Here is a 20,208-nt window from a genome sequence, read left to right as displayed (position 1 = left end):
AGTTCCTACGGTCGGCGCAGGCGCAGTCCCAGGAAGCCCAGACCGAGACCGACCAGGGCAAGTCCGGCGCCCAGTGCGCCCACTTGGAGCGGAAGGGACGAGGTGCGCGCAAGGGGCTGCCGCGTGGTGCGCCTGCCCGCCGCTTCCATGCCCTTGGCGCTGGGGGCGGGGCTGTGCGGTGCGGACTGCGTTGCCCGCCCGGTGTCCTCGTCGTTCCCCGGCGCCCACGACGGCTGGTGCCGGGGGGCCGGCCGGTGGGGGGACCGTACGGGCAGGGAGGGGTGGGCCGCGTGCGCGGTGGCGCGCGGGTGGGCGGGGAGGCTCGGTACGCCGGAGGGGGAGAGGGAGGCTCCGGGGGGCCTGCCCGGCCGTTGGCGCCCCTGTCCGGCGGGACCGCCCGCCAGTGAGGCGTGCGTCGAGGGGTGCGCGGCCGTACTGCCGGAGGCGGTGCCGGACGGTTTCGGCCCGCCCGCGCCGAATCCCGTACCGAAGCCCGCACCGAGGCCGGTGCCGAGGTCCGTGTCCGGGGCGTCGGCGCTCCCCCCGGCGCCGCTCCCGTCGCCGGTCGCCGCGTCGCCGGTCGTTCCGGCCGCACCCGGCCCGACGCCCGCCCCGGGGGTCTCCGTGGCCGCGCTGTCCGCCGCGCCCGTGGTGTCCGTGGTTCCGGCCGGGGCCTCGTCGGCGGCCCCCGCGTCCGCACCCGGTCCACCGGCCGGGGTGCCACCCGGGGACACGCCCTGTGTGACCGCGACCCCGGCTGCCGGTGGCGACGCCTCCGCGTCCACCGACACCGGGGACAGCATCACCGCAACCGCCACCAGACCGATCACTGAATGCCCCCCTCATTCCTGCCGGACCCGCCCGGCGGCAGAAAGCAGAAGTAACGAAGAACGAAAGCAGAAAGAAAGCAGAACGAAAGAAAAAAGAATGAAAGAGCGAAGAAGTGCGCATCTAGCGTCACATCTCATCACAATTTCGGCATCTCGGACATGGCAAAAGGCCCCGCACACGCCGTACGTGTACGAGGCCTGCCGCCCGATGGGCCTACGCCCGGGGGATCAAGCCCGCTGGGCCTACGCCCGGGGGACCTGTGTCCGAGCGACCCGCGCCAGAGGGCGGGACATCAGCTCGCGTCGCCCGTCGAGATCCCCAGCGTGATGGTGAGGTCCTTGGGGCTCACGTCCGTGTTCGCCAGCGGGTACTGGTCGAGCACCACGTCCTGGCCCCACTGCCCGCTGGGCTCCTTCTTCGTCGTGATGTGCCAGCCTGCCGCCTGGGCGCACGCCTTCACCGACCGGATGTCCTTGTAGGTGAAGTCCGGCAGCTCGATCTTGTCCGGGTCCGTGGTGCCCGGCTGCGCGTCCGAGCAGTCCGAGGCGTCCATCGTCCGGTCCCGCTCGGGCCCCTTGTGGCCGGCCTTCGCGGGTCCGGCGGAGTCCGTCCTGCTGCCCGCCCTGCTGTCCGCACCGGTCTTGTCGTCCGGGCCGCCCATGTTCATCGCCGCGATCACCCCGCCGATCGCCAGCAGTGCCACCACGGCCGCCCCCGCGATCAGCGGCATGTTCCGCCGGCCGCCGCCGGGTCCGCCCTGCCGGGCCGGGGAGGACGGCGCTGCGGGCGGGACACCGTACGACGGCGGGGTCTGCACCCCGTACTGCTGCGAGGCGTACGGCTGCGCGGCGGGCGTCTGGTAGCCGTTCTGCGGCGGCGGGGTCTGGTAGCCGCCCTGCTGCGGGTAGCCGTACGAAGGCGCCTGTGCCGGTGTGCCGTACGGGCCCGGCTGGTAGGGCGTCTGGACCTGGCCGCTCTGCGGCAGCGAGGAGTCCACCGGCGGGAAGACCGCCGACCCGACGCCCGAGCCGCTGTTCGGTGCGGGAGCGCCGCCGACCACCATCGGGGCGGCGCCGGTGTGGCCCGACGTCATGACCCGCAGGCACTCGTCGCGCATGGACTCGGCCGACGGGAACCGCTCGTTCGGGTTCTTCTTCAGCGCGCGGGCGACCAGCGCGTCGACGGCCGGGGTGACGGAGCGGTTGATCGAGGAGGGCGCGACCGGCTCCTCCTGTACATGCGCGTACGCGATGGCCAGCGGCGAGTCCGCGTCGAACGGCAGCCGGCCCGTCAACAGCTGGAACAGCATGATGCCGACCGAGTAGAGGTCGGAGCGCGCGTCCACCCCGCGGCCGAGCGCCTGCTCGGGCGAGAGGTACTGCGGAGTGCCCACGACCATGCCGGTCTGTGTCATCGACGTGACGCCCGACTGCATGGCGCGGGCGATGCCGAAGTCCATGACCTTCACGACGTTGCGCTTGGTCATCATCACGTTGCCGGGCTTGATGTCGCGGTGGACCAGGCCCATCTCGTGGCTGGTGTCCAGCGCGGCCAGCACATCGGCGGTGATCTTCAGCGCCTTGTCGGCCGGCATCGCGCCGTACTGGGCGATGTCCGCCTGGAGCACGGAGCCGAGCGGCTGCCCCTCCACGTACTCCATGACGATGTACGGCATCAGCGCGTCGCCGAGGGTGTCCTCGCCGGTGTCGAAGACCGAGACGATGTTGGTGTGCGACAGCTTGGCGACCGCCTGCGCCTCACGCCGGAACCGCTCGCGGAACGACTGCTCGCGCCCCAGTTCCGTGTGGAGCGTCTTGATGGCGACCTGCCGGTCCAGCGCCTGGTCGTACGCCAGGTACACCGACGCCATACCGCCTTCGCCGAGCAGGTCACGGAGCTGATAGCGCCCTCCGGCAACCGAATCTCCCGCATAGCGGCCCTGCGCGCCGTCCTGGCTCATGGCGTGGCTCCCCCTGTGGCGCACTGATATGGCGCTCTGCTTACTGATGTGGTGCTCGCGGTACTGGTCGGCGCTCGTGCGTACCGGTCCGTGCGGACCCGAGCTCCATGACCTCTCAGCTGCGGACTGCTCAGCCGTGGACTGCCTGCGGGCCCCGGCCCACGGGCCCCGGCCTACGGGGGAAAGTCTGCCCGAGGGCACCGACACGTCAAGCCGGGGGCCCGTTCCGTGACCGTACGCGTACCAAGCGTCTCGCAAGCGTTACAGGAAGGACGCAGGATTTGCATGGGTGACGCGATTCCGGGTTTGATAGCCGGTCATTGCCGGACCGGGCCCTCTCCTGGAGCCTGTAGCGTGGCGTGGCACTGGGCCGCGAGGACCACCGAGCCCACCGAGCACCACCCGCGTACCACCGCTGACGCGGACCGACACGACGGCGAGGACTGATGGCACCCGAATCCGAGGCAGGCGGCGGCGGGGTGTCGGACGTGCCGGAGTCGTGGGGCGTCGGCGGACTCGTCGGCGACGGCCGTTACCGGCTGACCCACCGTCTCGGCCGCGGCGGCATGGCCGAGGTGTTCGCCGCCGAGGACGTGCGGCTCGGCCGCACCGTCGCCGTGAAGCTGCTCAGGTCCGACCTCGCCGAGGACCCGGTCTCCAAGGCCCGGTTCACCCGCGAGGCACAGTCGGTCGCGGGCCTCAACCACCACGCCGTGGTCGCCGTGTACGACTCCGGCGAGGACTACTGGGGCGGCAACACCGTCCCGTACATCGTGATGGAGCTGGTCGAGGGCCGCACCATCCGCGATCTGCTGATCAACGCCGAGGCCCCGCCGCCCGAGCAGGCGCTGATCATCGTCTCCGGTGTGCTGGAGGCGCTCGCCTACTCGCACCAGCACGGCATCGTGCACCGGGACATCAAGCCCGCCAACGTGATCATCACGGACGGCGGCGCGGTCAAGGTGATGGACTTCGGCATCGCCCGTGCCCTGCACGGCGCGCAGTCGACGATGACCCAGACCGGCATGGTCATGGGGACGCCCCAGTACCTCTCCCCTGAACAGGCCCTCGGCAAGGCCGTCGACCACCGTTCCGACCTGTACGCGACCGGCTGCCTGCTGTACGAACTGCTCGCCATGCGGCCCCCGTTCACCGGGGAGACCCCGCTCTCCGTGGTCTACCAGCACGTCCAGGACATGCCGATCCCGCCGTCGCAGGTGTCGGAAGCGGTGCCTCCGGAGCTCGACGGGCTCGTGATGCGCTCCCTCGCGAAGGACCCGGACGACCGGTTCCAGAGCGCCGAGGAGATGCGGGCGCTGGTCGCGTACTCGCTCCAGATGCTTCAGCAGCAGGGCGGCCACACGGGTACGTGGAACACCGGCCCGGTCACGATGCACGAGGGCGGCTCCACCCCGGCGATGGGCACGGCGGCCACCACGGCGTTCAGCCACCCGCAGCACGGTGACACCTCGCAGGGCCCGATCCTGCCGCCGATGAACCCGGACGACGGTTCGTACGACGGCGAGGGCAGGGGCAGGAGCCGGGGCGGCCGCGGCTGGATCTGGGTGGTCGCCGTGCTCGCGGTGGTCGCCATCGGCGCGGGCATCGTCTTCGCGAACGGTGGTCTGAACAGTGGCAGCGGATCGGGCGGGACGACCTCCGACAAGTCGCCGTCGACCAGCCACTCCAAGACCGACAAGCCGAGCGACACCCCGACGGACGACTCGTCGCCGGACACCAGCACCGACCCCGGCACGTCCAGCGGCGGCCAGTACACGAACCGGCCCTCGTACACCCCGTCGGACAGCCCGACCAACCACCCGCCCTCGACGCCCCCGCCGACCCCGTCCACCTCCGGCGGTACGTCGTCGGACGGCGGTTCCTCGTCCACGGGCGGCAAGACGAACGGCGGCAGTGACAGCGGCGGTACGTCGTCGGACGGCGGTTCCTCGTCCACCGGAGGCAAGACGAACGGCGGCAACCAGGACAACGGCGGGACGACGGACGGTTCGACGACGGCGGGCGGCGGCCCCGCCGGCGGCGCCACCACGGACGGGTCGAGCACGGCGGGCACCGCGGCGGGCACGACCGCGGGCGACGCGGCGGCGGGCGCGACCGGGGGCTGACGGCCTGACGGCCGGGAGGCGGAATCACCACCGGGACTTCCTCCCGGAAATTCACCCCGAGAAGGCCTCGCAGACCGCCTCGTACTCGCGGGTCCACCACACCACCAGGGCCGATGCCGCCGGGAACAGCGGGTCGGCCCTGCGGTCGTGCAGCTGGTAGCGCCAGCGCAGCGTCCAGAAGTCGTTGAGCCGCTCCCACCACACCCGGTGGACGGCGGCGGCGAGTTCGGCGGGCGCCGCCGACGCGGCCCGCCGGTACGCGCGGGCGTAGGCCCGTACCTTCGCCAGCTCCAGCTCGCCGGTGGGCTGCACGAAGAAGATCACCGCCGCTCTGACCGCCTCCTCGGCGCGCGGCTTCACACCCAGCCGGTCCCAGTCGATGATCGCGGCCGGTTCGGCGCCCCGGTAGAGCAGGTTGAGCGGGTGGAAGTCGCCGTGCACCCAGCCGCCCGCGGCGCCCGCCGGCGGGCGCCGGTGCGCATGGCGTTCCAGGAGGCGGCGGCGCTCGCGCAGCCGGTGTTCGGCGAGTTCGTCGAAGGCGTCGCGGCCGGACTGCCGGCAGGCCAGCCTGCCGAGCAGTTCCTCGATGACCGCGAAGGTGTCGGCGGGGTCGGCGCTCTCGTGCTCGGGCGGCGCCGACTCGGCCTCCATCACCCGTTCCAGACCCGTGTGGACCAGCCCGAGGAGTGCGCCGAGCCGCCGGGAGCACGCCGTGCTGAGCTGGGCGCCTTCCCGGTGGCGCCCGTCGATCCAGGGGTGCAGCGCGTAGCAGCGGCCGCCGATCACGGCGACGGTGTCGCCGTCGGTGTCGGCCAGCGGCGGCGCGACGGGGACCCCGAGCGCCTGGAGGCGCTGGGTGGCGCGGTGCTGGCGGCTGATCGCGGCCGGGTCGCCGTCGAGGTGGTGCTTGAGGAAGTAGTCGCCACGGGTGGTGGCGAGCCGGTAGCCGCGGTTGAGCAGCCCCTGGGCGACGGGCTCGCAGGAGAGCGCATCACCGGTGGACCGATAGCGGCGCAGCAGCTCCCCTACAGGCGGTGTTGCATATGAGCGCGGCACTCGCCAGATGTTAGATCACCGGGAGGCGGCGGCTGTTTCGGGAGCGGTGTACTCCATCCGGTCCAGCGTGGCGAACTGCGGCCTGATGCGGAGATAGACCGCGTCGTACGGTTCGCCGTTCACCTCGTCCGGGGCCGTCTCGAACTGTGCCAGCTCCTCGGGGGCCGGGACGGTCAGCTCGGCGGTGCCGGTGAACTGGACCGACCACAGATGTGCGTCCTCGGAGGCCAGATTGTCGGCCGCGTAGGCGACGACGCTGCCCGCGCAGGCCTCGTGGTGCCCATGGCCCGCGTGCATCCGCAGAATCACGCATCCGTCCGAGACGATGTGCCGGGCGATGGCCAGGAAGGGGAGCGCGCGCATGCTGGCGGCGACTCGCCCGTACGACACTCGGCTGAGCAGGGCGATGGCGCGCTGTTCCTCGATGGGCATGGCTTCCACTGTCCGCCCCGGGCACCGTGCCGGTAAGGGGACAGCTGCCCCATGATTGAGGACGTAGGTCCCGAATAAGGCCGAACAAGCCATTCAGCTGGATTTCAAACCATTCCGGGCCGGGCAATGTCCGCCCCGGTGCGACCGCCCGGGTGCGACTCCGGGCGGACGCGGGGGCGCCCGGTCAGCTCTCGCCCCGGTCCTGTCCGGCCTGGATCCGGGCCACGTACGCGGCCGCCTGCGAGCGCCTCTCCATGCCCAGTTTGGCGAGCAGGCTGGAGACGTAATTCTTGATCGTCTTTTCGGCGAGATGCAGTCGTTCACCGATGACGCGGTTGGTCAGGCCCTCGCCGATCAGGTCGAGAATCTTCCGTTCCTGATCGGTGAGACTCGCCAGGCGGGCATCACGTTTGCTGGTGCCACCGTCGCGCAGCCGCTCCAGGACGCGTGCCGTGGCCACCGGGTCGAGCAGCGACTTTCCGGCCGCGACATCCCGTACGGCCGACAGCAGCTCGCTGCCGCGGATCGCCTTCAGCACATAGCCGGAGGCGCCCGCCATGATCGCGTCGAAGAGCGCCTCGTCGTCGGAGAACGAGGTGAGCATGAGGCATTTGATGTTCTCGTCGGCCGAACGGATCTCCCGGCAGACCTCGACCCCGCTGCCGTCCGGCAGCCGGACGTCCAGGACCGCGACATCGGGCCGGGTGGCCGGGATCCTGGCGAGGGCGTCGGCGGCGGTACCCGCCTCACCGACGATCTCGATGTCGTCCTCCATGGCCAGAAGCTCATGAACTCCGCGCCGTACTACTTCATGGTCGTCAAGGAGAAAAACGCTGATTTTTCCATCTTCGGGCACGGAATCAGTTTCCCATACGAACTCTTCCCGTGCCCGGGGTGCCCGGTATAACGTGCCCCTGTTCCGGCGGCCTGCAAGGCTGTGACCAGTGATTGTTCGCCCATTTCTCGATTTACTTGGAAATCCAAGCAAAATCGCAGGTCAAATGGGGTTTCGCAGTTCTGCGAAGCACTGGGTAACGTGCCTTTGAGAGGGTGCTCGCCGGGGCACCTGTCACGCCTGTTCCCGGTTCGTCGCACCCACCCCGTGCGGGGGACCCGGATTCGGGCGAGCCGCACTGGCCTTACCGGCAACCCCGGGGGCCGGACCGACGGAGGAGCACGCACGTGACCGTGGAGAGCACTGCCGCGACGCGCAAGCCGCGACGCAGCAGCAAGCGAGCCGGCGCCGCAAAGACGCCGCAGGCGTCCGAGCCCCAGCTCGTACAGCTGCTGACGCCCGAGGGCGAGCGCATCGAGCACCCCGAGTACGAAGTGGATCTCACGCCCGAAGAGCTGCGCGGTCTGTACCGGGACATGGTCCTGACCCGCCGTTTCGACGCGGAGGCCACCGCACTCCAGCGCCAGGGCGAGCTGGGCCTGTGGGCCTCGCTGCTCGGCCAGGAGGCCGCCCAGATCGGATCGGGCCGGGCCCTGCGGGACGACGACTACGTCTTCCCGACCTACCGGGAGCACGGCGTGGCCTGGTGCCGCGGCGTCGACCCGACCAATCTGCTGGGCATGTTCCGCGGCGTGAACCACGGCGGCTGGGACCCCAACAGCAACAACTTCCACCTGTACACCATCGTCATCGGCTCGCAGACGCTGCACGCGACCGGTTACGCGATGGGCATCGTCAAGGACGGCGCGGACTCCGCGGTCGTCGCCTACTTCGGCGACGGCGCGTCCAGCCAGGGCGACGTGGCCGAGGCGTTCACCTTCTCGGCGGTCTACAACGCCCCGGTGGTCTTCTTCTGCCAGAACAACCAGTGGGCGATCTCCGAGCCCACCGAGAAGCAGATGCGGGTGCCGCTCTACCAGCGCGCCCAGGGCTTCGGCTTCCCGGGCGTCCGGGTCGACGGCAACGACGTACTCGCCTGTCTGGCCGTCACCAAGTCGGCCCTGGAGCGGGCCCGCCGGGGCGAGGGCCCCACGCTGGTCGAGGCGTACACCTACCGGATGGGCGCCCACACCACGTCCGACGACCCCACGAAGTACCGCACGGACGACGAGCGGCAGGCGTGGGAGGCCAAGGACCCGATCCAGCGGCTGAAGACGTACCTGGAGAAGCAGAAGTTCGCCGACGAGGCGTTCTTCACCGGGCTGGAGAGCGAGAGCGAGGCGCTCGGCAAGCGGGTGCGGGAGGTCGTACGCGCGATGCCCGATCCGGACTCGATGGCCATGTTCGAGAACACCCATGCCGACGGCCACGCGCTCGTCGACGAGGAGCGCGCGCAGTTCGCCGCCTACCAGGCGTCCTTCGCGGACTCCGCCGAGGAGGGCAACTGATCATGGCCGCGAAAAGCATGACCATCGCGAAGGCGCTCAACGAGTCGCTGCGCAAGGCGCTCGACACCGACCCCAAGGTCCTCATCATGGGTGAGGACGTCGGCAAGCTCGGCGGCGTCTTCCGCATCACCGACGGGCTGCACAAGGACTTCGGCGAGGGCCGGGTCATCGACACCCCGCTCGCCGAGTCCGGCATCGTCGGCACCGCGATCGGACTGGCCCTGCGCGGCTACCGGCCGGTCGTGGAGATCCAGTTCGACGGCTTCGTCTTCCCGGCGTACGACCAGATCGTCACGCAGCTGGCGAAGATGTTCGCGCGCTCGCTCGGCAAGATCAAGCTGCCGGTCGTCGTCCGGATCCCGTACGGCGGCGGCATCGGCGCGGTCGAGCACCACAGCGAGTCCCCCGAGGCGCTCTTCGCCCACGTGGCGGGGCTGAAGGTCGTATCGCCGTCCAACGCGTCCGACGCGTACTGGATGATGCAGCAGGCCATCCAGAGCGACGACCCCGTGATCTTCTTCGAGCCGAAGCGGCGGTACTGGGACAAGGGCGACGTCGACACCGACGCGATCCCGCACCCGCTGCACAAGGCGAAGGTGGCCCGTGAGGGCTCCGACCTGACGCTCGCCGCGTACGGCCCGATGGTGAAGGTCTGCCTGGAGGCGGCGGCAGCGGCGGCCGAGGAGGGCAAGTCCGTGGAGGTCGTGGACCTGCGGTCGATGTCCCCGATCGACTTCGACAGCGTGCAGGCCTCGGTGGAGAAGACGCGCAGGCTGGTCGTGGTGCACGAGGCGCCGGTCTTCCTCGGCACGGGCGCGGAGATCGCCGCCCGGATCACCGAGCGGAGCTTCTACCACCTGGAGGCGCCGGTGCTGCGGGTCGGCGGATACCACGTGCCGTACCCGCCGGCGCGCCTGGAGGACGAGTACCTGCCGGGCCTGGACCGGGTGCTCGACGCCGTCGACCGCTCGCTTGCGTACTGAGGAGCGCCGTGACCATGACTGATATCGCGACCCCGGTCCGAGAGTTCAAGATGCCCGACGTGGGCGAGGGGCTCACCGAGGCGGAGATCCTCAAGTGGTACGTCGCCCCCGGCGACACCGTCACCGACGGCCAGGTGGTGTGCGAGGTCGAGACCGCGAAGGCCGCCGTCGAGCTGCCCATCCCGTTCGACGGTGTGGTGCGTGAGCTGCGCTTCCCGGAGGGCACCACGGTCGACGTCGGCCAGGTGATCATCACGATCGGCGGAGCGCCGGGTTCCGAGCCGGAACAGGCCGCCGCCCCGCAGCAGATCGAGCAGCCCGCCGAGCAGGAGTCGACGCGGGAGTCCGGGCAGGAGACCGCTCAGGGTTCCGCGCAGGAGGCGAAGCCCGCCGCCCGCCAGCCGGTGCTGGTCGGGTACGGGGTCTCCGAGGCGTCGACCAAGCGCCGGGCGCGCAAGAGCGCGGCGCCGGAGCCGGATGCCGCGCCGGAGGGCACGTACTACGCGCCGCCCACCGCGCCGCCGGCCGCCGCGCCGGTCAACGGCCACACCGTGGCCCGTCCGCTCGCCAAGCCGCCGGTCCGCAAGCTCGCCAGGGACCTCGGTATCGACCTGACCGCGGTCACGCCGTCGGGCCCGGACGGGATCATCACCCGCGAGGACGTCCACGCGGCCGTGGCCCCGGCCCCGCAGGAGCCCACGGCGGCCGCGGGGGAGCCGGCCGCCGAGGCCGTGCCCGTCATCGCGCCGGACGCGCGGGAGACCCGTATCCCCGTCAAGGGCGTACGGAAGGCCACCGCGCAGGCGATGGTCGGCAGCGCCTTCACGGCGCCGCACGTCACCGAGTTCGTCACGGTGGACGTCACCCGCACCATGAAGCTCGTCGCCGAGCTGAAGACGGACAAGGAGTTCGAAGGGCTGCGGGCCAACCCGCTGCTCCTGATCGCCAAGGCCCTGCTGGTCGCGATCAAGCGGAACCCGGAGGTCAACTCCGCCTGGGACGAGGCCAACCAGGAGATCGTGCAGAAGCACTACGTCAACCTGGGCATCGCCGCGGCCACCCCGCGCGGTCTGCTCGTCCCGAACATCAAGGACGCGCACGCCAGGACGCTGCCCGAACTGGCCCGTGCGCTGGGCGAACTGGTCACCACGGCCCGTGAGGGCAAGACGTCCCCGGCGGCGATGCAGGGCGGGACGGTGACCATCACCAACGTCGGCGTCTTCGGCATCGACACCGGTACGCCGATCCTCAACCCGGGCGAGTCCGCGATCCTCGCGGTCGGCGCGATCAAGCTCCAGCCGTGGGTCCACAAGGGCAAGGTGAAGCCCCGCCAGGTCACCACGCTGGCGCTCTCCTTCGATCACCGCCTGGTCGACGGCGAACTCGGCTCGAAGGTGCTCGCGGATGTCGCGGCGATCCTGGAGCAGCCGAAGCGGCTGATCACCTGGGCGTAGCAGCCGGGCACTGCCGCCTGAACGGCCCCTGGACGCGATGTGCGTCCGGGGGCCGTTCGCTGACCGCCCCGACTACGCTGACGGGCAACCCAGTTGAGAGAGGTTGAGCGATGCGTCTTGCCGACGGTCCCCATGTGGAGTGTGCGATAGAGATCGCCGTGGCACCGGATCGGGTGTGGGAGCTGGTCTCGGACATCACCACCTCCGCCCGTTACAGCCCTGAACTCCAGTCAGTGGAGTGGCTCGACGGAGCCGAGGGGCCGGTCGTCGGCGCGTGCTTCGCCGGGCACAACCGCAATGACGGTCTGGGCGAGTGGAGCACCGTCAGCCGGATCGCGGAGCTGGACCAGCACCGCACCTTCCGGTGGGAGGTCGTCTACGACAAGGAGCGGAGCAGCGGAAACCCCCTGGCCACCTGGACATACACCCTGGAGCCGCTCGCGGACGGCACCCGCACCCGCCTCCAGCACGGCATGCGGCTCGGCAACGCCGAAGGCCCGCTCCAGGCGTTCATCGCCCAGCACCCGGACCGGGAGGAGCAGATCATCGACGGGCGGCTGGCCCTGCTGCGTACCGGCATCGAGACGACACTGGCGGGCGTGAAGGCCGACGCGGAGGGCGCGACGGCCTGAGCGTTCGTACGGAACGGGCCCCGGACACGGTGTGCGTCCGGGGCCGCGCTATGTCCGTACGAGGGCGGGGGCCACGTCGAGTTCGGCCCAGACGGCTTTGCCCACGGTCAGGGTCTGTACGTCCCAGCGGGCCGCGACCGTGTCCACGATGAGCAGCCCGCGCCCGAACTGGTCGTCCGGATCGGCCTTGCGCGGCACGGGCAGCCGCTCCCCGCGCGGGTCGGTCACCGTGATCCGTACGGCCCTGCCGTCCAGGCTGACCTCGACCCGGAACAGCCGGTCCCGCAGACATCCGTGCAGCACGGCGTTGCCGCACAGCTCCCCCGCCACGAGTGCGGCGTCGCCCGCGAGTTCGGGGTGCCCCCACTCGGCGACGAGCGAGGCGACACGTCTGCGGGCCAGGGGCACGCTGCGCGGGTACGGGGGGTAGTTGACCTTGTCGTGCCGTACGGCCATGACACGTGCCTCCTCGTGCGAGTGCGGCGGTGGCAGTACCGCGCCGGGCAGGCCGGAGCGGTGCACTTCCGCCAACTGGCGCCGCTGTGCGAGCGGTTGCGTACTGACCGTAGCGGTGTGAATCGCTGGGCAGCAAGTTATTCGGACAGAAAATTCTCTGCCCTTGTTGTGTTGCGCCTGGGACGACAGCAGACTGAAGCGAATTGCGGGGAAGGGACGGCACATGGCCGGTACGAGTCCGGACCGGGGCAGGACGGTCTCCACCGTCCTCGGGCGGCGCCTGGGGAGCGAGCTGCTACGTATGCGTGAGGTGAGGGACCTTCGCCAGTCGCACGCGGCTGAAGCGCTGACGGCGTCCGTCGCCAAGGTCGCAAAGATAGAGCGCGGACTTGTGCCGGTTCGCGATCCGGACGTCCGGGCGTTGTGCCATCTGTACGGCAATGATGACCCTGAGGCCGTCAACCGGCTGCTGGCCCTTGCCAGGGCGGACCGGGAGAGGCGCAAGGCGCATGGGTGGTGGAACCAGTACCCGCAGCTCCAGGCGATGGGCGAGTACGTGGCGCTGGAAGACATCGCGACCCTTGTGCGCACCTGGCAGCTTGCTGTCATCCCGGGCCTGCTCCAGACCGCCGACTACGCCCGCGCCCTGGCAGTGGGCAACGGTTCGTGGTCCGACCTCGACGAGATCGACCCGTTCGTCGAGTCCCGCATGGCGCGCAAGGCGCGGCTGGTGGGAGAACATCCACTGGAGCTGTGGGCCGTCGTCGGTGAGGGCTGTCTGCGGCAACTTGTCGGAGGCCGGGAGGTAATGCGCGAACAGCTCGGTCATTTGCTGGAAATGACACGGCAGCCCCACGTGAAGTTGCAGGTGGTGCCTTACCTCGCCGGTGCTCATCCGGGGATGACCAGCGCGTTCACGATCGTTTCGTTCGCCGAACCGGGGGCGCTCGACGTGGTGCACATGGATACCACGTCGACCACGCTGTGGTTGGAGGGCGATACTGATTCCGCGCATCACGGCCAACTGTTCGAGCGAATTACTCGGTTGGGCCTTGCTCAGCGCAATTCGATCAGGCTGGTAGAGAGCATCCTCAAGGAGCTGTAGCGCGTGACCCCGTTCGAGTTCGCCAAGTCCAGCTTCAGCGGGGGCAATGCAGGACAGGAGTGCGTGGAGGTCGCTGTGAACGTGCCCGGCACGGTGGCCGTGCGGGACTCGAAGGACACGGCGGGGCCCGTCATTCTGCTCAACTCCGCCGCCTGGGACGCCTTCAGGTCCGGCCTGACCGGATCGGGACGACGGTACTGAAAGAACCTCCCTGACCTGCCGGCGCAGCAGGTCATGGAGGTTCTGCCCTCGTTCTCGGCCATGCGAGGGGTCAGCCGACGGCACCGAGGATCGGTGCCCAGGCGGAACCGGTGAGTGCGGTCACCGCCTGCTTCTGGGAGAGCGGGGGAGTGTCACGGGTCGGCTTCGGCCGGTTTCCACCGGACTCGCCGGTGGTGTTCCACTGCACCAGCTGGAGCTGGGCGCCGGTCGACTTCAGGGTCACCGTCGTCGTCCAGCGGTGAGCGACCTCGGAGGCGGGGACGGGGTCGGCACCGATCGGCTGCCTTTCCGCGATCTTCTCCGACATCACCAGGGCTCCGCCCGGAAGCGCGGCGCTGCTCGGCAGCTCGCTCACCTTGCAGGTGTCACCGGCCTTGCGGCGCCCGGCCGTCTGGTCGCAGTTCAGCCCTTCGCCGTCCTTGAGCGGCAGCTTGAGCCGCATGGCCGAGACACCGACCCCGGCGGCGCCGTGCCCGTCGTTGACGTCCACTTCGCCGTTGGCGACCCACCCGCCGGACGGATCCGACGGGTTGTTGCTCTGTCCGTGCTCCTGGGCGAACCGGCTCCCGGGGAACGTCTTCTTCACCGCGTTGATCATCTGGGTGCCGGTGATCGCGGAACGGGGCATCGCCAGCGCCACCGCTTGCATGTCGGAACCTTCGGAAGCCCCGGCGAGCGCGCCGGGGAGCACCAGTCCGGCTGCCGCGATCGCGGCGCAGGCGCCGACCCCGGCGATGAGTCCGGCGTTGCGCCGGCGCCGGCTGCGGCTCCGTCCGCGCTCGACGGCCCCGCTCGTGAGCGCGGTGAGATCGGGTTCGAGGGAGTCGGCCGTGCGGTTCAGGGCGTGTGCGAGGTCTGCTTCGAAGGGCATGCTGGCGCCACCTTTTCTGTCACTGATGGGGGTCTCGCGATGGTTTCGGCCTGTGTGCACCGGTGCTCAGTGCGGAACGAGGTCGGACAGGCTGTCGCCGAGCAGCGCGCGCACCCTGTTGAGTGCCCGGGTGCCCTGGGAGCGGACCGCCCCGCTGCTGAGCTTGAGCATCTTGGCGGTCTCCTCGATGCTGCGGTCCTCCCAGTAGCGCAGCAGCAGCACCGCACGGTCCCGGGGCGGTAGTTGGCCGAGCGCGTCCAGCAGGGTGAGCCGCAGTGCGGCGTCCGGGCCGGCCGCCGCGCTGTCGGGCAGGTGTCCGGTGGGGCGCTCGCCCGAGCTTCGCCGACGCCGCAGGGTGAGGGAGGTGCGGACCAGAATCGTCTGGGCGTAGGCCGCGGGGCTGTCCGCTCTGGCCACCCGTTTCCAGTGCACGTACACCCGGCTGAGGGTCTCCTGGACGAGGTCCTCGGCGAGATGTGTGTCACCGGCCGCGAGGACGTACGCCGAGCGGTACAGCGCCTTCGCTCTCTCGGCCACGAACTCCAGGTACTGATCCTCCTGTGCTGATTTCACTCGGCCCCCGTCGGTTCTCTTGTGCCGTGATCCCCGTGCATACCCCCTTGACTACGTGAGACGGCGGGATGTCGCGGGGCAGGAGCATCCTCTTTTCCACCGCTGCCGCGGCAGCGGTGTGACGCGGGAGCACCCGCGATGTCCCCGCCCCGTCTCGATTCGATGTCGCTCCGAGTGGAGCTGGGCGAATCGTCTCCGGGCAGCGTCTTACCAGTGAGGCCGTCCGGTCCTGAGATGGCTGGAGCGGGGTCCGCGCCGCAGAGGCCGCGAGCCCCGCAGGAGAAGGGAGTTGCTTCGGATGGTGCACCGTATTCGTGTTCTTCTGCTGACCGTCTCGCTGCTGGTGGCGGGCGGTCTGATGTCGGCCGCACCGGCTTCCGCCGTCATCGGAGGGTCGGTGAGCACCTATGCACCGTGGGCGGTGCGCATGGTGGTCGACGGTAAGCAGGAGTGCACCGGCACGGCGATCTCGTCGCAGTGGATCATCAGCGCTTCGCACTGCTTCTTCGAGCAGGCGGAGCCCGTCGCCGACTCCCGGATCTCGTTCCGGGTCGGCAACCTCGACGAGCGGAAGGGCACCACGGTGCACCCGGTGAAGGGCAGCCGGGTGGGCAGTGCGAAGGCCGACATGATGCTGATCAAAGTGCCGCCGATGAAGGTCCGGGTGGCGCGGCTCGCCACGGTCGCGGCTCGCCCCGGTCAGCTCGTGCAGCAGTACGGGTGGGGTGCGACCTGCACGGGGGACGAGAACACCTGCCAGTCGCCTGTGGTCAAGCAGTCGAAGCTGCGTGTTCTGCGGTCGGACGCACCCGGGTGCGACGGACTTGCCGTGCCGGGCGGGACGGACTTCTGCGCGCAGAAGGTCTCCGGGATTCCCGCCGGCGGTGACTCCGGTGGCCCGGTGATGACCATCGGCCCGCGCGGCAGCGAGACGCTCATCGGGGTCTTCTTCGGCTCCGACCGGGAGAAGTTCGCGGGGGCCGGCCAGGTCTCCCAGCAGCTCAAGTGGATCCGCTCGGTCATCGACCGGCACTGAGCCCCGCGGGGCGGCTTCACGGCGCGCTGAAGCCGCTCTCGCCGTTCCCCGCAGAGACGGGTCATGGGCGGTTGAGCACGTACACCGGCGCTCCGTCCGCCGCCGCCCCCACGGGGTGGATGCACGCGTGCTTGCGCATGAACCGCAGGCACTCGTTGACGCGGTGCGCCGGGAGACCGGTCCTGGTCGCGATGGACTCCAGCGGCAGTCGCAGCTCGCCGGTGTCCGCCAGCGGCGGGGCGATGGTGAGGGCTACCGCCCAGACGTCCTCGGTCACCGACATGCGCGTCTTCCAGTCGGCCAGTACGGCCTCTGTGGTCGGGCGGGAGGGGCGCCCGTCCGGGATCTCTGGACTGGCGGGCACGGTGCCGAACCGGTCCGCGATCCGCTCGGCGGATCGGGCAGTGGTCTGTTGTGCGGCGAGCATCTCCCGCTGTATCGAAAGGGATTCGCGTTGGAGTGCGAGATGTTCCCGCTCCATGGCGAGGCGTTCGCGCTGCGCGGACGCGAACTCTTCGTCGAGCCGTATGTTGCGCTCCTCAAGGCGGATGATTGCTTCCACCATCTGTTCCGGCATGGTGTACGCCACTGGGGCCGTCGGTTCGGGTGGCTGAATCTCTGCTGTCGGGAGACTGTAGGAACCGGTGCGCTGGATGGTCTGGACAACCTCCGAGACCCATTCCTTGAAGGGCCGGCACGACGGCTTCGTACTCCCGTTGACGAGCAGGACGAGTCCCTGTAGGTCGATGACATTCAGGTCTCGACGCCACTCTCTACCTGCGGGAATCTTGAGACCGTAGGCTCCAGCTACGGTCTCAAGAATGTCTCGGTGCCCCCCTGGGACGTGATCGCGCACCGCAGTCCTGGAGTTGCTGTAACCGAGCTCCCGGCAGACATCCACCGCCGGGAACCAGTGGGATCCGTCCGGCATGGTCAGCCTTCGCAGGCGCGTTCCCGTCGCCCCGTAGACGAAGTCGCTGATGTCCAATGCCTCGGTTCGCCTGCACACGTCGGGCTGTGTGCTCTGTTCGTCCATGTGGACCACCTCCACGCGGAAGGTAAAGGGGTGCAAATGACATATGCCAGTCGAATGCGGGAGGTTCACGATTGCGAGTGAATGACATCGGAAAAGCTGCGGATCGGTCATGTTCTGAGAGCCGTTGACAAGGGGTGCGCCCGTACCGGCGGCGTCTCGGGTTGGCGCCGCCGGTACGGGGCGGTGTCCGGCCCCCGGCCGATTGGTCCGCATTATCCGAGCATGCCGACCTCGTAGCCGCCGCCGGGCTGCTTGATCATGACGTTGCCGCGGTTGAAGGCGTTGATGATGGCGATCTGGGACACCAGGGCGGCGAGCTGGTCCTCGTCGTAGTGCTTGGCGGCGTCGGCCCAGGCCTCGTCCGTGACGCCGCCGGCCGCGTCGGCGAGGCGGGTGCCCTGCTCCGCCAGCTCCAGAGCCGCGCGCTCGGCCTCGGTGAAGACCGTGGTCTCCCGCCAGGCGGCGATCAGATTGAGCCGGTCCGCGGTCTCACCGGCCGCGGTGGCCTCCTTGGTGTGCATGTCGAGACAGGCGCCGCACCCGTTGATCTGGCTCGCGCGGATCTTCACCAGCTCCTGCGTCGCGACGGGCAGCGCCGACGATGCGACGATCGCCTTGTTCGCCGCGATGATGTGCTTCCAGACCTTGCCCGCGACCGCGTTCTCGAACATGTTGATACGGGGACCCATGATGGACTCCTCTGTCGTGATCGATGCCTACACGGATACGACGGAACAGCTCGGCTCGATGTGACATCCGCGCAGACACGCCGTGCACGTCCACGCCGTACACGCCGTGGACAGACCGGGCAGGCGTAGGTCGAAAGTCCGGTGTGTCAGCGGCTGCGGGCCGATGCGGGGCGATGGACGCATGGACTGGAATGGGCGGATGAGTACCGCCGAGCCGCCGATTGACCCCGCCGTCCTGCACCGTCTGGCCGCCGAGCGCACCGTCTGGCTGTGCGGGGTCCGTCCCGACGGGTCACCCCACGTGACGCCGGTGTGGTTCGTCTTTCTCCGGGGCAGCTGGTGGATCGGCGTGGACAGCGGCTCGGTCAAGGTGCGCAACCTCCGGGAGAATCCGCGGGTCTCCCTGGCGCTGGAGGACGGCCGGTCCCCCGTCGTGGCGGAGGGAGAGGTTCATCTCCGCCACGACGGGTTTCCCGACGAGGTGAAGGCCGCGTTCGCGGCGAAGTACGCATGGGACGTCACGGTCCCCCACCGCCCGGGCGGAGGACGTGTACTGCTCGAAGTCCCCGTGCGGCGATGGCTGTTGACGGGTGTCGCGCAGTGACGGCGGGGACGGCGGCCCCACTCCGTTGCGCAGGTGGCCGCGCTCAACTTACGGAAGGTGGACACTGGTTGCACCCTTGGTGGTGTTTGGCGTTGCACTGCGGTAGACACGTCCGAAGCCGTCCGGGTTCCCGGCGCCTCGGGGCGTCTGCCCGTCACGGGCCGGGGAGTGTCTCGGCCTACTGGGCGCCGAATACCGCACGCAGCCGTTCCCCGAACTGGGCCGGATGTGTGGTCAGGCCGATGTGACCGCCGGGGAAGTGCCGGAGTTCCAGGCCGAGATGGCCGGCCAGGAAGGCGGCCGGGCGGTAGGTGAGTTCGCCACGGGACTCCTGGCCGGCGGCGAGCACGAGCTGATCCGCCAGAGCCGTGAGCCGGTTGAGGTCCGGGGTGTAGGACATGAAGCCGGGCACGATGCGCCCGACGAAGTACGGCAGGTCGGCCATCGTCCGTTCGGCCCGCGCAGCCGCCTGCGGAGGAAGCTCGGCCCCGGTCTTCGGTTCGCCGGCGTCGTCGTCCTTCTTCAGGCCCGCGGCGAACACGGCCATGGCCGGCATGAGCCCTTGCGTGCGGAACGTCTCCCGCACCCGCGCGATGAGCTCGCGATGGTCGGCGGCGTCCGGCAGGACCATGACCGCCGGGGGCTCGTGCGCCACGACGCGCTCGACGCGTTCGGGATGGGTGGTGAGCAGGTGCAGGGCAACGATCGCGCCCGAGCTGGCGCCGAACACCCGGGCGGGCTCGCCGGGCGACAGCAGTTCCAGTATCCGGAGTGCGTCGTCGGCGTGTTCGGCCACGTGCTGCTCGGCCTCGGGATCGTCCAGTGCGCTCCGGGACATGCCGCGCGGGTCGTAGGTGGCCACCGTGTACGCGGCGGCGAGGCCGTCAGCGATGTCGTCGAAGGCGGCTGCGCCGCCCGTCCCTCCGGGGATCAGCAGCAGGAGCGGGCCGTGGCCGCGTACTTCGTAGTGCAGGGTCGCGCCGTTCACGCGCACGCTGCCAGTGGTAGGAGCGGTCATGAGGAGTCTCCTTCTCGGGACGGCGGCCAGTGCTCCAGGAGGGTGTGCAGGGCGTCGAGGGCGCGGAGCCAGGACTGCTGCGGCGAGCGCTGGTGTGCGAAACCACCCGCTGCCTCCAGGGCGACGAACCCGTGGAACGTGCTGCGCAGCAACCGGACCGCGTCGGTCAGGTCCGGCTCGGCCAGTCCGTAACCGCGCAGCATTCCGTAGGTCAGCTCGACCGCGCGCCGCGGTCCGGGTGCCTTGGCGGCCAGCTCCGGGTCGATCTCGATCGGGGTCTGCGTCGCCAGGTAGCGGCCCGGATGCCGGTGGGCGTACTCCCGCCAGGCGTTGGCGAACGCGACCAGCGCGTCCTTGCCCGCCCGTCCGGCGGTCGCCTCCGCGATACGGATGGTCTTCTCGTCCGCCGCCAGCAACGCGATCCGTCCGCGCAGGTCCTCCAGGCCGCGGACGTGCGTGTAGAGACTCGCGTCCTTCACTCCGAGCCGCCGCGCCACCTGCGACATGGTCACCTGGCCGAGCCCCGCCTCGTCCGCCAGTTCGGCGCCCGCGACCGTCACCCGCTCCGCCGTCAGCCCTGCCCGCACCATGCGCCCCACCCTTCACGCCATTCCCCGGGATCCGTTCCTAGGGACCCTAGTTTTAGCCTAGGAGCCCTAGGAGCGGCAAGCGGGAGAGGCGTGCCCGGCGCGCGGGAGCCGTGGACGATCCGCTCGCCGGCCCCTGCCGCCATCCGCTCGCCGCCATCCGCTCGCCGGCCTCTGCCGCCGCCCGCTCGCGT

General features: G+C 70.1%; 21 protein-coding genes. 9 read left to right on the top strand and 12 right to left on the bottom strand.

What is annotated here, in order from left to right:
* Window positions 1–5 precede the first annotated feature (5 nt).
* A complete protein-coding gene (locus tag OG285_RS16725) occupies window positions 6–830 on the bottom strand; it encodes a hypothetical protein (RefSeq protein ID WP_371791420.1) in 825 nt (274 codons plus the stop codon).
* A 293-nt stretch (window positions 831–1,123) separates the two neighbouring features.
* Window positions 1,124–2,791: a protein kinase gene (locus tag OG285_RS16720; RefSeq protein WP_371791419.1), complete on the bottom strand. Its 1,668-nt coding sequence runs from the start codon at window positions 2,789–2,791 to the stop codon at window positions 1,124–1,126.
* A 446-nt stretch (window positions 2,792–3,237) separates the two neighbouring features.
* Here OG285_RS16720 and OG285_RS16715 point away from each other — a divergent pair, with 446 nt between their 5' ends.
* On the top strand, window positions 3,238–4,917 hold the full coding sequence (locus tag OG285_RS16715) for a protein kinase (protein ID WP_371791418.1): 1,680 nt from the start codon (window positions 3,238–3,240) through the stop codon (window positions 4,915–4,917).
* A 51-nt stretch (window positions 4,918–4,968) separates the two neighbouring features.
* On the opposite strand, the gene OG285_RS16710 is transcribed toward OG285_RS16715, so the two are convergent.
* The 3 genes from OG285_RS16710 to OG285_RS16700 form a co-directional block, all read right to left on the bottom strand.
* The gene (locus OG285_RS16710) at window positions 4,969–5,973 is read right to left on the bottom strand and encodes a phosphotransferase (RefSeq protein WP_356826717.1); all 1,005 of its coding nucleotides are present in this window, start codon (window positions 5,971–5,973) and stop codon (window positions 4,969–4,971) included.
* A 15-nt stretch (window positions 5,974–5,988) separates the two neighbouring features.
* Window positions 5,989–6,405: a pyridoxamine 5'-phosphate oxidase family protein gene (locus tag OG285_RS16705; protein WP_371791417.1), complete on the bottom strand. Its 417-nt coding sequence runs from the start codon at window positions 6,403–6,405 to the stop codon at window positions 5,989–5,991.
* A gap of 184 nt (window positions 6,406–6,589) precedes the next feature.
* Window positions 6,590–7,261 (bottom strand): response regulator transcription factor, encoded by a 672-nt coding sequence (locus OG285_RS16700; RefSeq protein WP_356826715.1) that lies wholly within the window; start codon window positions 7,259–7,261, stop codon window positions 6,590–6,592.
* 326 nt (window positions 7,262–7,587) lie between these two features.
* Here OG285_RS16700 and pdhA point away from each other — a divergent pair, with 326 nt between their 5' ends.
* The 4 genes from pdhA (at window position 7,588) to OG285_RS16680 (ending at window position 11,817) form a co-directional block, all read left to right on the top strand.
* On the top strand, window positions 7,588–8,748 hold the full coding sequence (gene pdhA / locus OG285_RS16695; RefSeq protein WP_356826714.1) for a pyruvate dehydrogenase (acetyl-transferring) E1 component subunit alpha: 1,161 nt from the start codon (window positions 7,588–7,590) through the stop codon (window positions 8,746–8,748).
* Between the two features lie 2 nt (window positions 8,749–8,750).
* Window positions 8,751–9,731, top strand: a complete 981-nt coding sequence (locus tag OG285_RS16690; protein ID WP_371791416.1) for an alpha-ketoacid dehydrogenase subunit beta — start codon at window positions 8,751–8,753, stop codon at window positions 9,729–9,731.
* Window positions 9,732–9,745: 14 nt separating this feature from the next.
* On the top strand, window positions 9,746–11,185 hold the full coding sequence (locus tag OG285_RS16685) for a dihydrolipoamide acetyltransferase family protein (RefSeq protein WP_371791415.1): 1,440 nt from the start codon (window positions 9,746–9,748) through the stop codon (window positions 11,183–11,185).
* A 110-nt stretch (window positions 11,186–11,295) separates the two neighbouring features.
* On the top strand, window positions 11,296–11,817 hold the full coding sequence (locus OG285_RS16680) for an SRPBCC family protein (protein WP_371791414.1): 522 nt from the start codon (window positions 11,296–11,298) through the stop codon (window positions 11,815–11,817).
* A gap of 48 nt (window positions 11,818–11,865) precedes the next feature.
* Here the strand turns inward: OG285_RS16680 and OG285_RS16675 are convergent, their stop codons facing one another.
* A complete protein-coding gene (locus OG285_RS16675; RefSeq protein WP_371791413.1) occupies window positions 11,866–12,273 on the bottom strand; it encodes an ATP-binding protein in 408 nt (135 codons plus the stop codon).
* A gap of 223 nt (window positions 12,274–12,496) precedes the next feature.
* Here OG285_RS16675 and OG285_RS16670 point away from each other — a divergent pair, with 223 nt between their 5' ends.
* Together OG285_RS16670 and OG285_RS16665 are read left to right on the top strand one after the other, a co-directional pair.
* A complete protein-coding gene (locus OG285_RS16670; RefSeq protein WP_356826709.1) occupies window positions 12,497–13,378 on the top strand; it encodes a helix-turn-helix transcriptional regulator in 882 nt (293 codons plus the stop codon).
* A gap of 3 nt (window positions 13,379–13,381) precedes the next feature.
* On the top strand, window positions 13,382–13,579 hold the full coding sequence (locus OG285_RS16665; protein ID WP_356826708.1) for a DUF397 domain-containing protein: 198 nt from the start codon (window positions 13,382–13,384) through the stop codon (window positions 13,577–13,579).
* 70 nt (window positions 13,580–13,649) lie between these two features.
* Here OG285_RS16665 and OG285_RS16660 read toward each other — a convergent pair whose 3' ends face one another.
* Window positions 13,650–14,471 (bottom strand): hypothetical protein, encoded by an 822-nt coding sequence (locus tag OG285_RS16660; protein WP_371791412.1) that lies wholly within the window; start codon window positions 14,469–14,471, stop codon window positions 13,650–13,652.
* A gap of 66 nt (window positions 14,472–14,537) precedes the next feature.
* Window positions 14,538–15,044, bottom strand: a complete 507-nt coding sequence (locus OG285_RS16655) for a SigE family RNA polymerase sigma factor (protein WP_371791411.1) — start codon at window positions 15,042–15,044, stop codon at window positions 14,538–14,540.
* A 298-nt stretch (window positions 15,045–15,342) separates the two neighbouring features.
* On the opposite strand from OG285_RS16655, the gene OG285_RS16650 reads away from it, so the two are divergent.
* On the top strand, window positions 15,343–16,080 hold the full coding sequence (locus OG285_RS16650; RefSeq protein ID WP_356826705.1) for a trypsin-like serine protease: 738 nt from the start codon (window positions 15,343–15,345) through the stop codon (window positions 16,078–16,080).
* 61 nt (window positions 16,081–16,141) lie between these two features.
* Here OG285_RS16650 and OG285_RS16645 read toward each other — a convergent pair whose 3' ends face one another.
* Both OG285_RS16645 and OG285_RS16640 read right to left on the bottom strand, forming a co-directional pair.
* Window positions 16,142–17,116: a BRO family protein gene (locus OG285_RS16645; RefSeq protein ID WP_371793553.1), complete on the bottom strand. Its 975-nt coding sequence runs from the start codon at window positions 17,114–17,116 to the stop codon at window positions 16,142–16,144.
* Window positions 17,117–17,328: 212 nt separating this feature from the next.
* Entirely contained in the window at window positions 17,329–17,805 is a 477-nt protein-coding gene (locus tag OG285_RS16640) for a carboxymuconolactone decarboxylase family protein (protein WP_371791410.1), read from the bottom strand.
* A 199-nt stretch (window positions 17,806–18,004) separates the two neighbouring features.
* Between OG285_RS16640 and OG285_RS16635 the strand changes: the two genes are divergently transcribed.
* Window positions 18,005–18,409, top strand: a complete 405-nt coding sequence (locus OG285_RS16635) for a pyridoxamine 5'-phosphate oxidase family protein (protein WP_356826699.1) — start codon at window positions 18,005–18,007, stop codon at window positions 18,407–18,409.
* 178 nt (window positions 18,410–18,587) lie between these two features.
* Here the strand turns inward: OG285_RS16635 and OG285_RS16630 are convergent, their stop codons facing one another.
* Window positions 18,588–19,427, bottom strand: coding sequence for an alpha/beta fold hydrolase (locus tag OG285_RS16630; protein WP_371791409.1), 840 nt, complete (start codon window positions 19,425–19,427; stop codon window positions 18,588–18,590).
* On the bottom strand, window positions 19,424–20,017 hold the full coding sequence (locus OG285_RS16625; protein ID WP_371791408.1) for a TetR/AcrR family transcriptional regulator: 594 nt from the start codon (window positions 20,015–20,017) through the stop codon (window positions 19,424–19,426). The genes OG285_RS16630 and OG285_RS16625 overlap by 4 nt, the downstream gene beginning before the upstream one ends.
* Between the last annotated feature and the right edge of the window lie 191 nt (window positions 20,018–20,208).

The organism is Streptomyces sp. NBC_01471, assembly GCF_041438865.1.
GTDB lineage: Bacteria > Actinomycetota > Actinomycetes > Streptomycetales > Streptomycetaceae > Streptomyces.
Note: the sequence above shows the minus strand (reverse complement) of the source record. Positions and strands in the feature narration are given on the sequence as shown.

Coding starts and splice junctions, on each gene's coding strand:
- OG285_RS16720 (WP_371791419.1), bottom strand. CDS start 2,791: ATGAGCCAGGACGGCGCGCAGGGCCGCTATGCGGGAGATTCGGTTGCC.
- OG285_RS16715 (WP_371791418.1), top strand. CDS start 3,238: ATGGCACCCGAATCCGAGGCAGGCGGCGGCGGGGTGTCGGACGTGCCG.
- OG285_RS16705 (WP_371791417.1), bottom strand. CDS start 6,405: ATGCCCATCGAGGAACAGCGCGCCATCGCCCTGCTCAGCCGAGTGTCG.
- OG285_RS16690 (WP_371791416.1), top strand. CDS start 8,751: ATGGCCGCGAAAAGCATGACCATCGCGAAGGCGCTCAACGAGTCGCTG.
- OG285_RS16685 (WP_371791415.1), top strand. CDS start 9,746: ATGACTGATATCGCGACCCCGGTCCGAGAGTTCAAGATGCCCGACGTG.
- OG285_RS16680 (WP_371791414.1), top strand. CDS start 11,296: ATGCGTCTTGCCGACGGTCCCCATGTGGAGTGTGCGATAGAGATCGCC.
- OG285_RS16675 (WP_371791413.1), bottom strand. CDS start 12,273: ATGGCCGTACGGCACGACAAGGTCAACTACCCCCCGTACCCGCGCAGC.
- OG285_RS16670 (WP_356826709.1), top strand. CDS start 12,497: ATGGCCGGTACGAGTCCGGACCGGGGCAGGACGGTCTCCACCGTCCTC.
- OG285_RS16660 (WP_371791412.1), bottom strand. CDS start 14,471: ATGCCCTTCGAAGCAGACCTCGCACACGCCCTGAACCGCACGGCCGAC.
- OG285_RS16650 (WP_356826705.1), top strand. CDS start 15,343: ATGGTGCACCGTATTCGTGTTCTTCTGCTGACCGTCTCGCTGCTGGTG.
- OG285_RS16645 (WP_371793553.1), bottom strand. CDS start 17,116: ATGGACGAACAGAGCACACAGCCCGACGTGTGCAGGCGAACCGAGGCA.
- OG285_RS16640 (WP_371791410.1), bottom strand. CDS start 17,805: ATGGGTCCCCGTATCAACATGTTCGAGAACGCGGTCGCGGGCAAGGTC.
- OG285_RS16635 (WP_356826699.1), top strand. CDS start 18,005: ATGAGTACCGCCGAGCCGCCGATTGACCCCGCCGTCCTGCACCGTCTG.
- OG285_RS16630 (WP_371791409.1), bottom strand. CDS start 19,427: ATGACCGCTCCTACCACTGGCAGCGTGCGCGTGAACGGCGCGACCCTG.
- OG285_RS16625 (WP_371791408.1), bottom strand. CDS start 20,017: ATGGTGCGGGCAGGGCTGACGGCGGAGCGGGTGACGGTCGCGGGCGCC.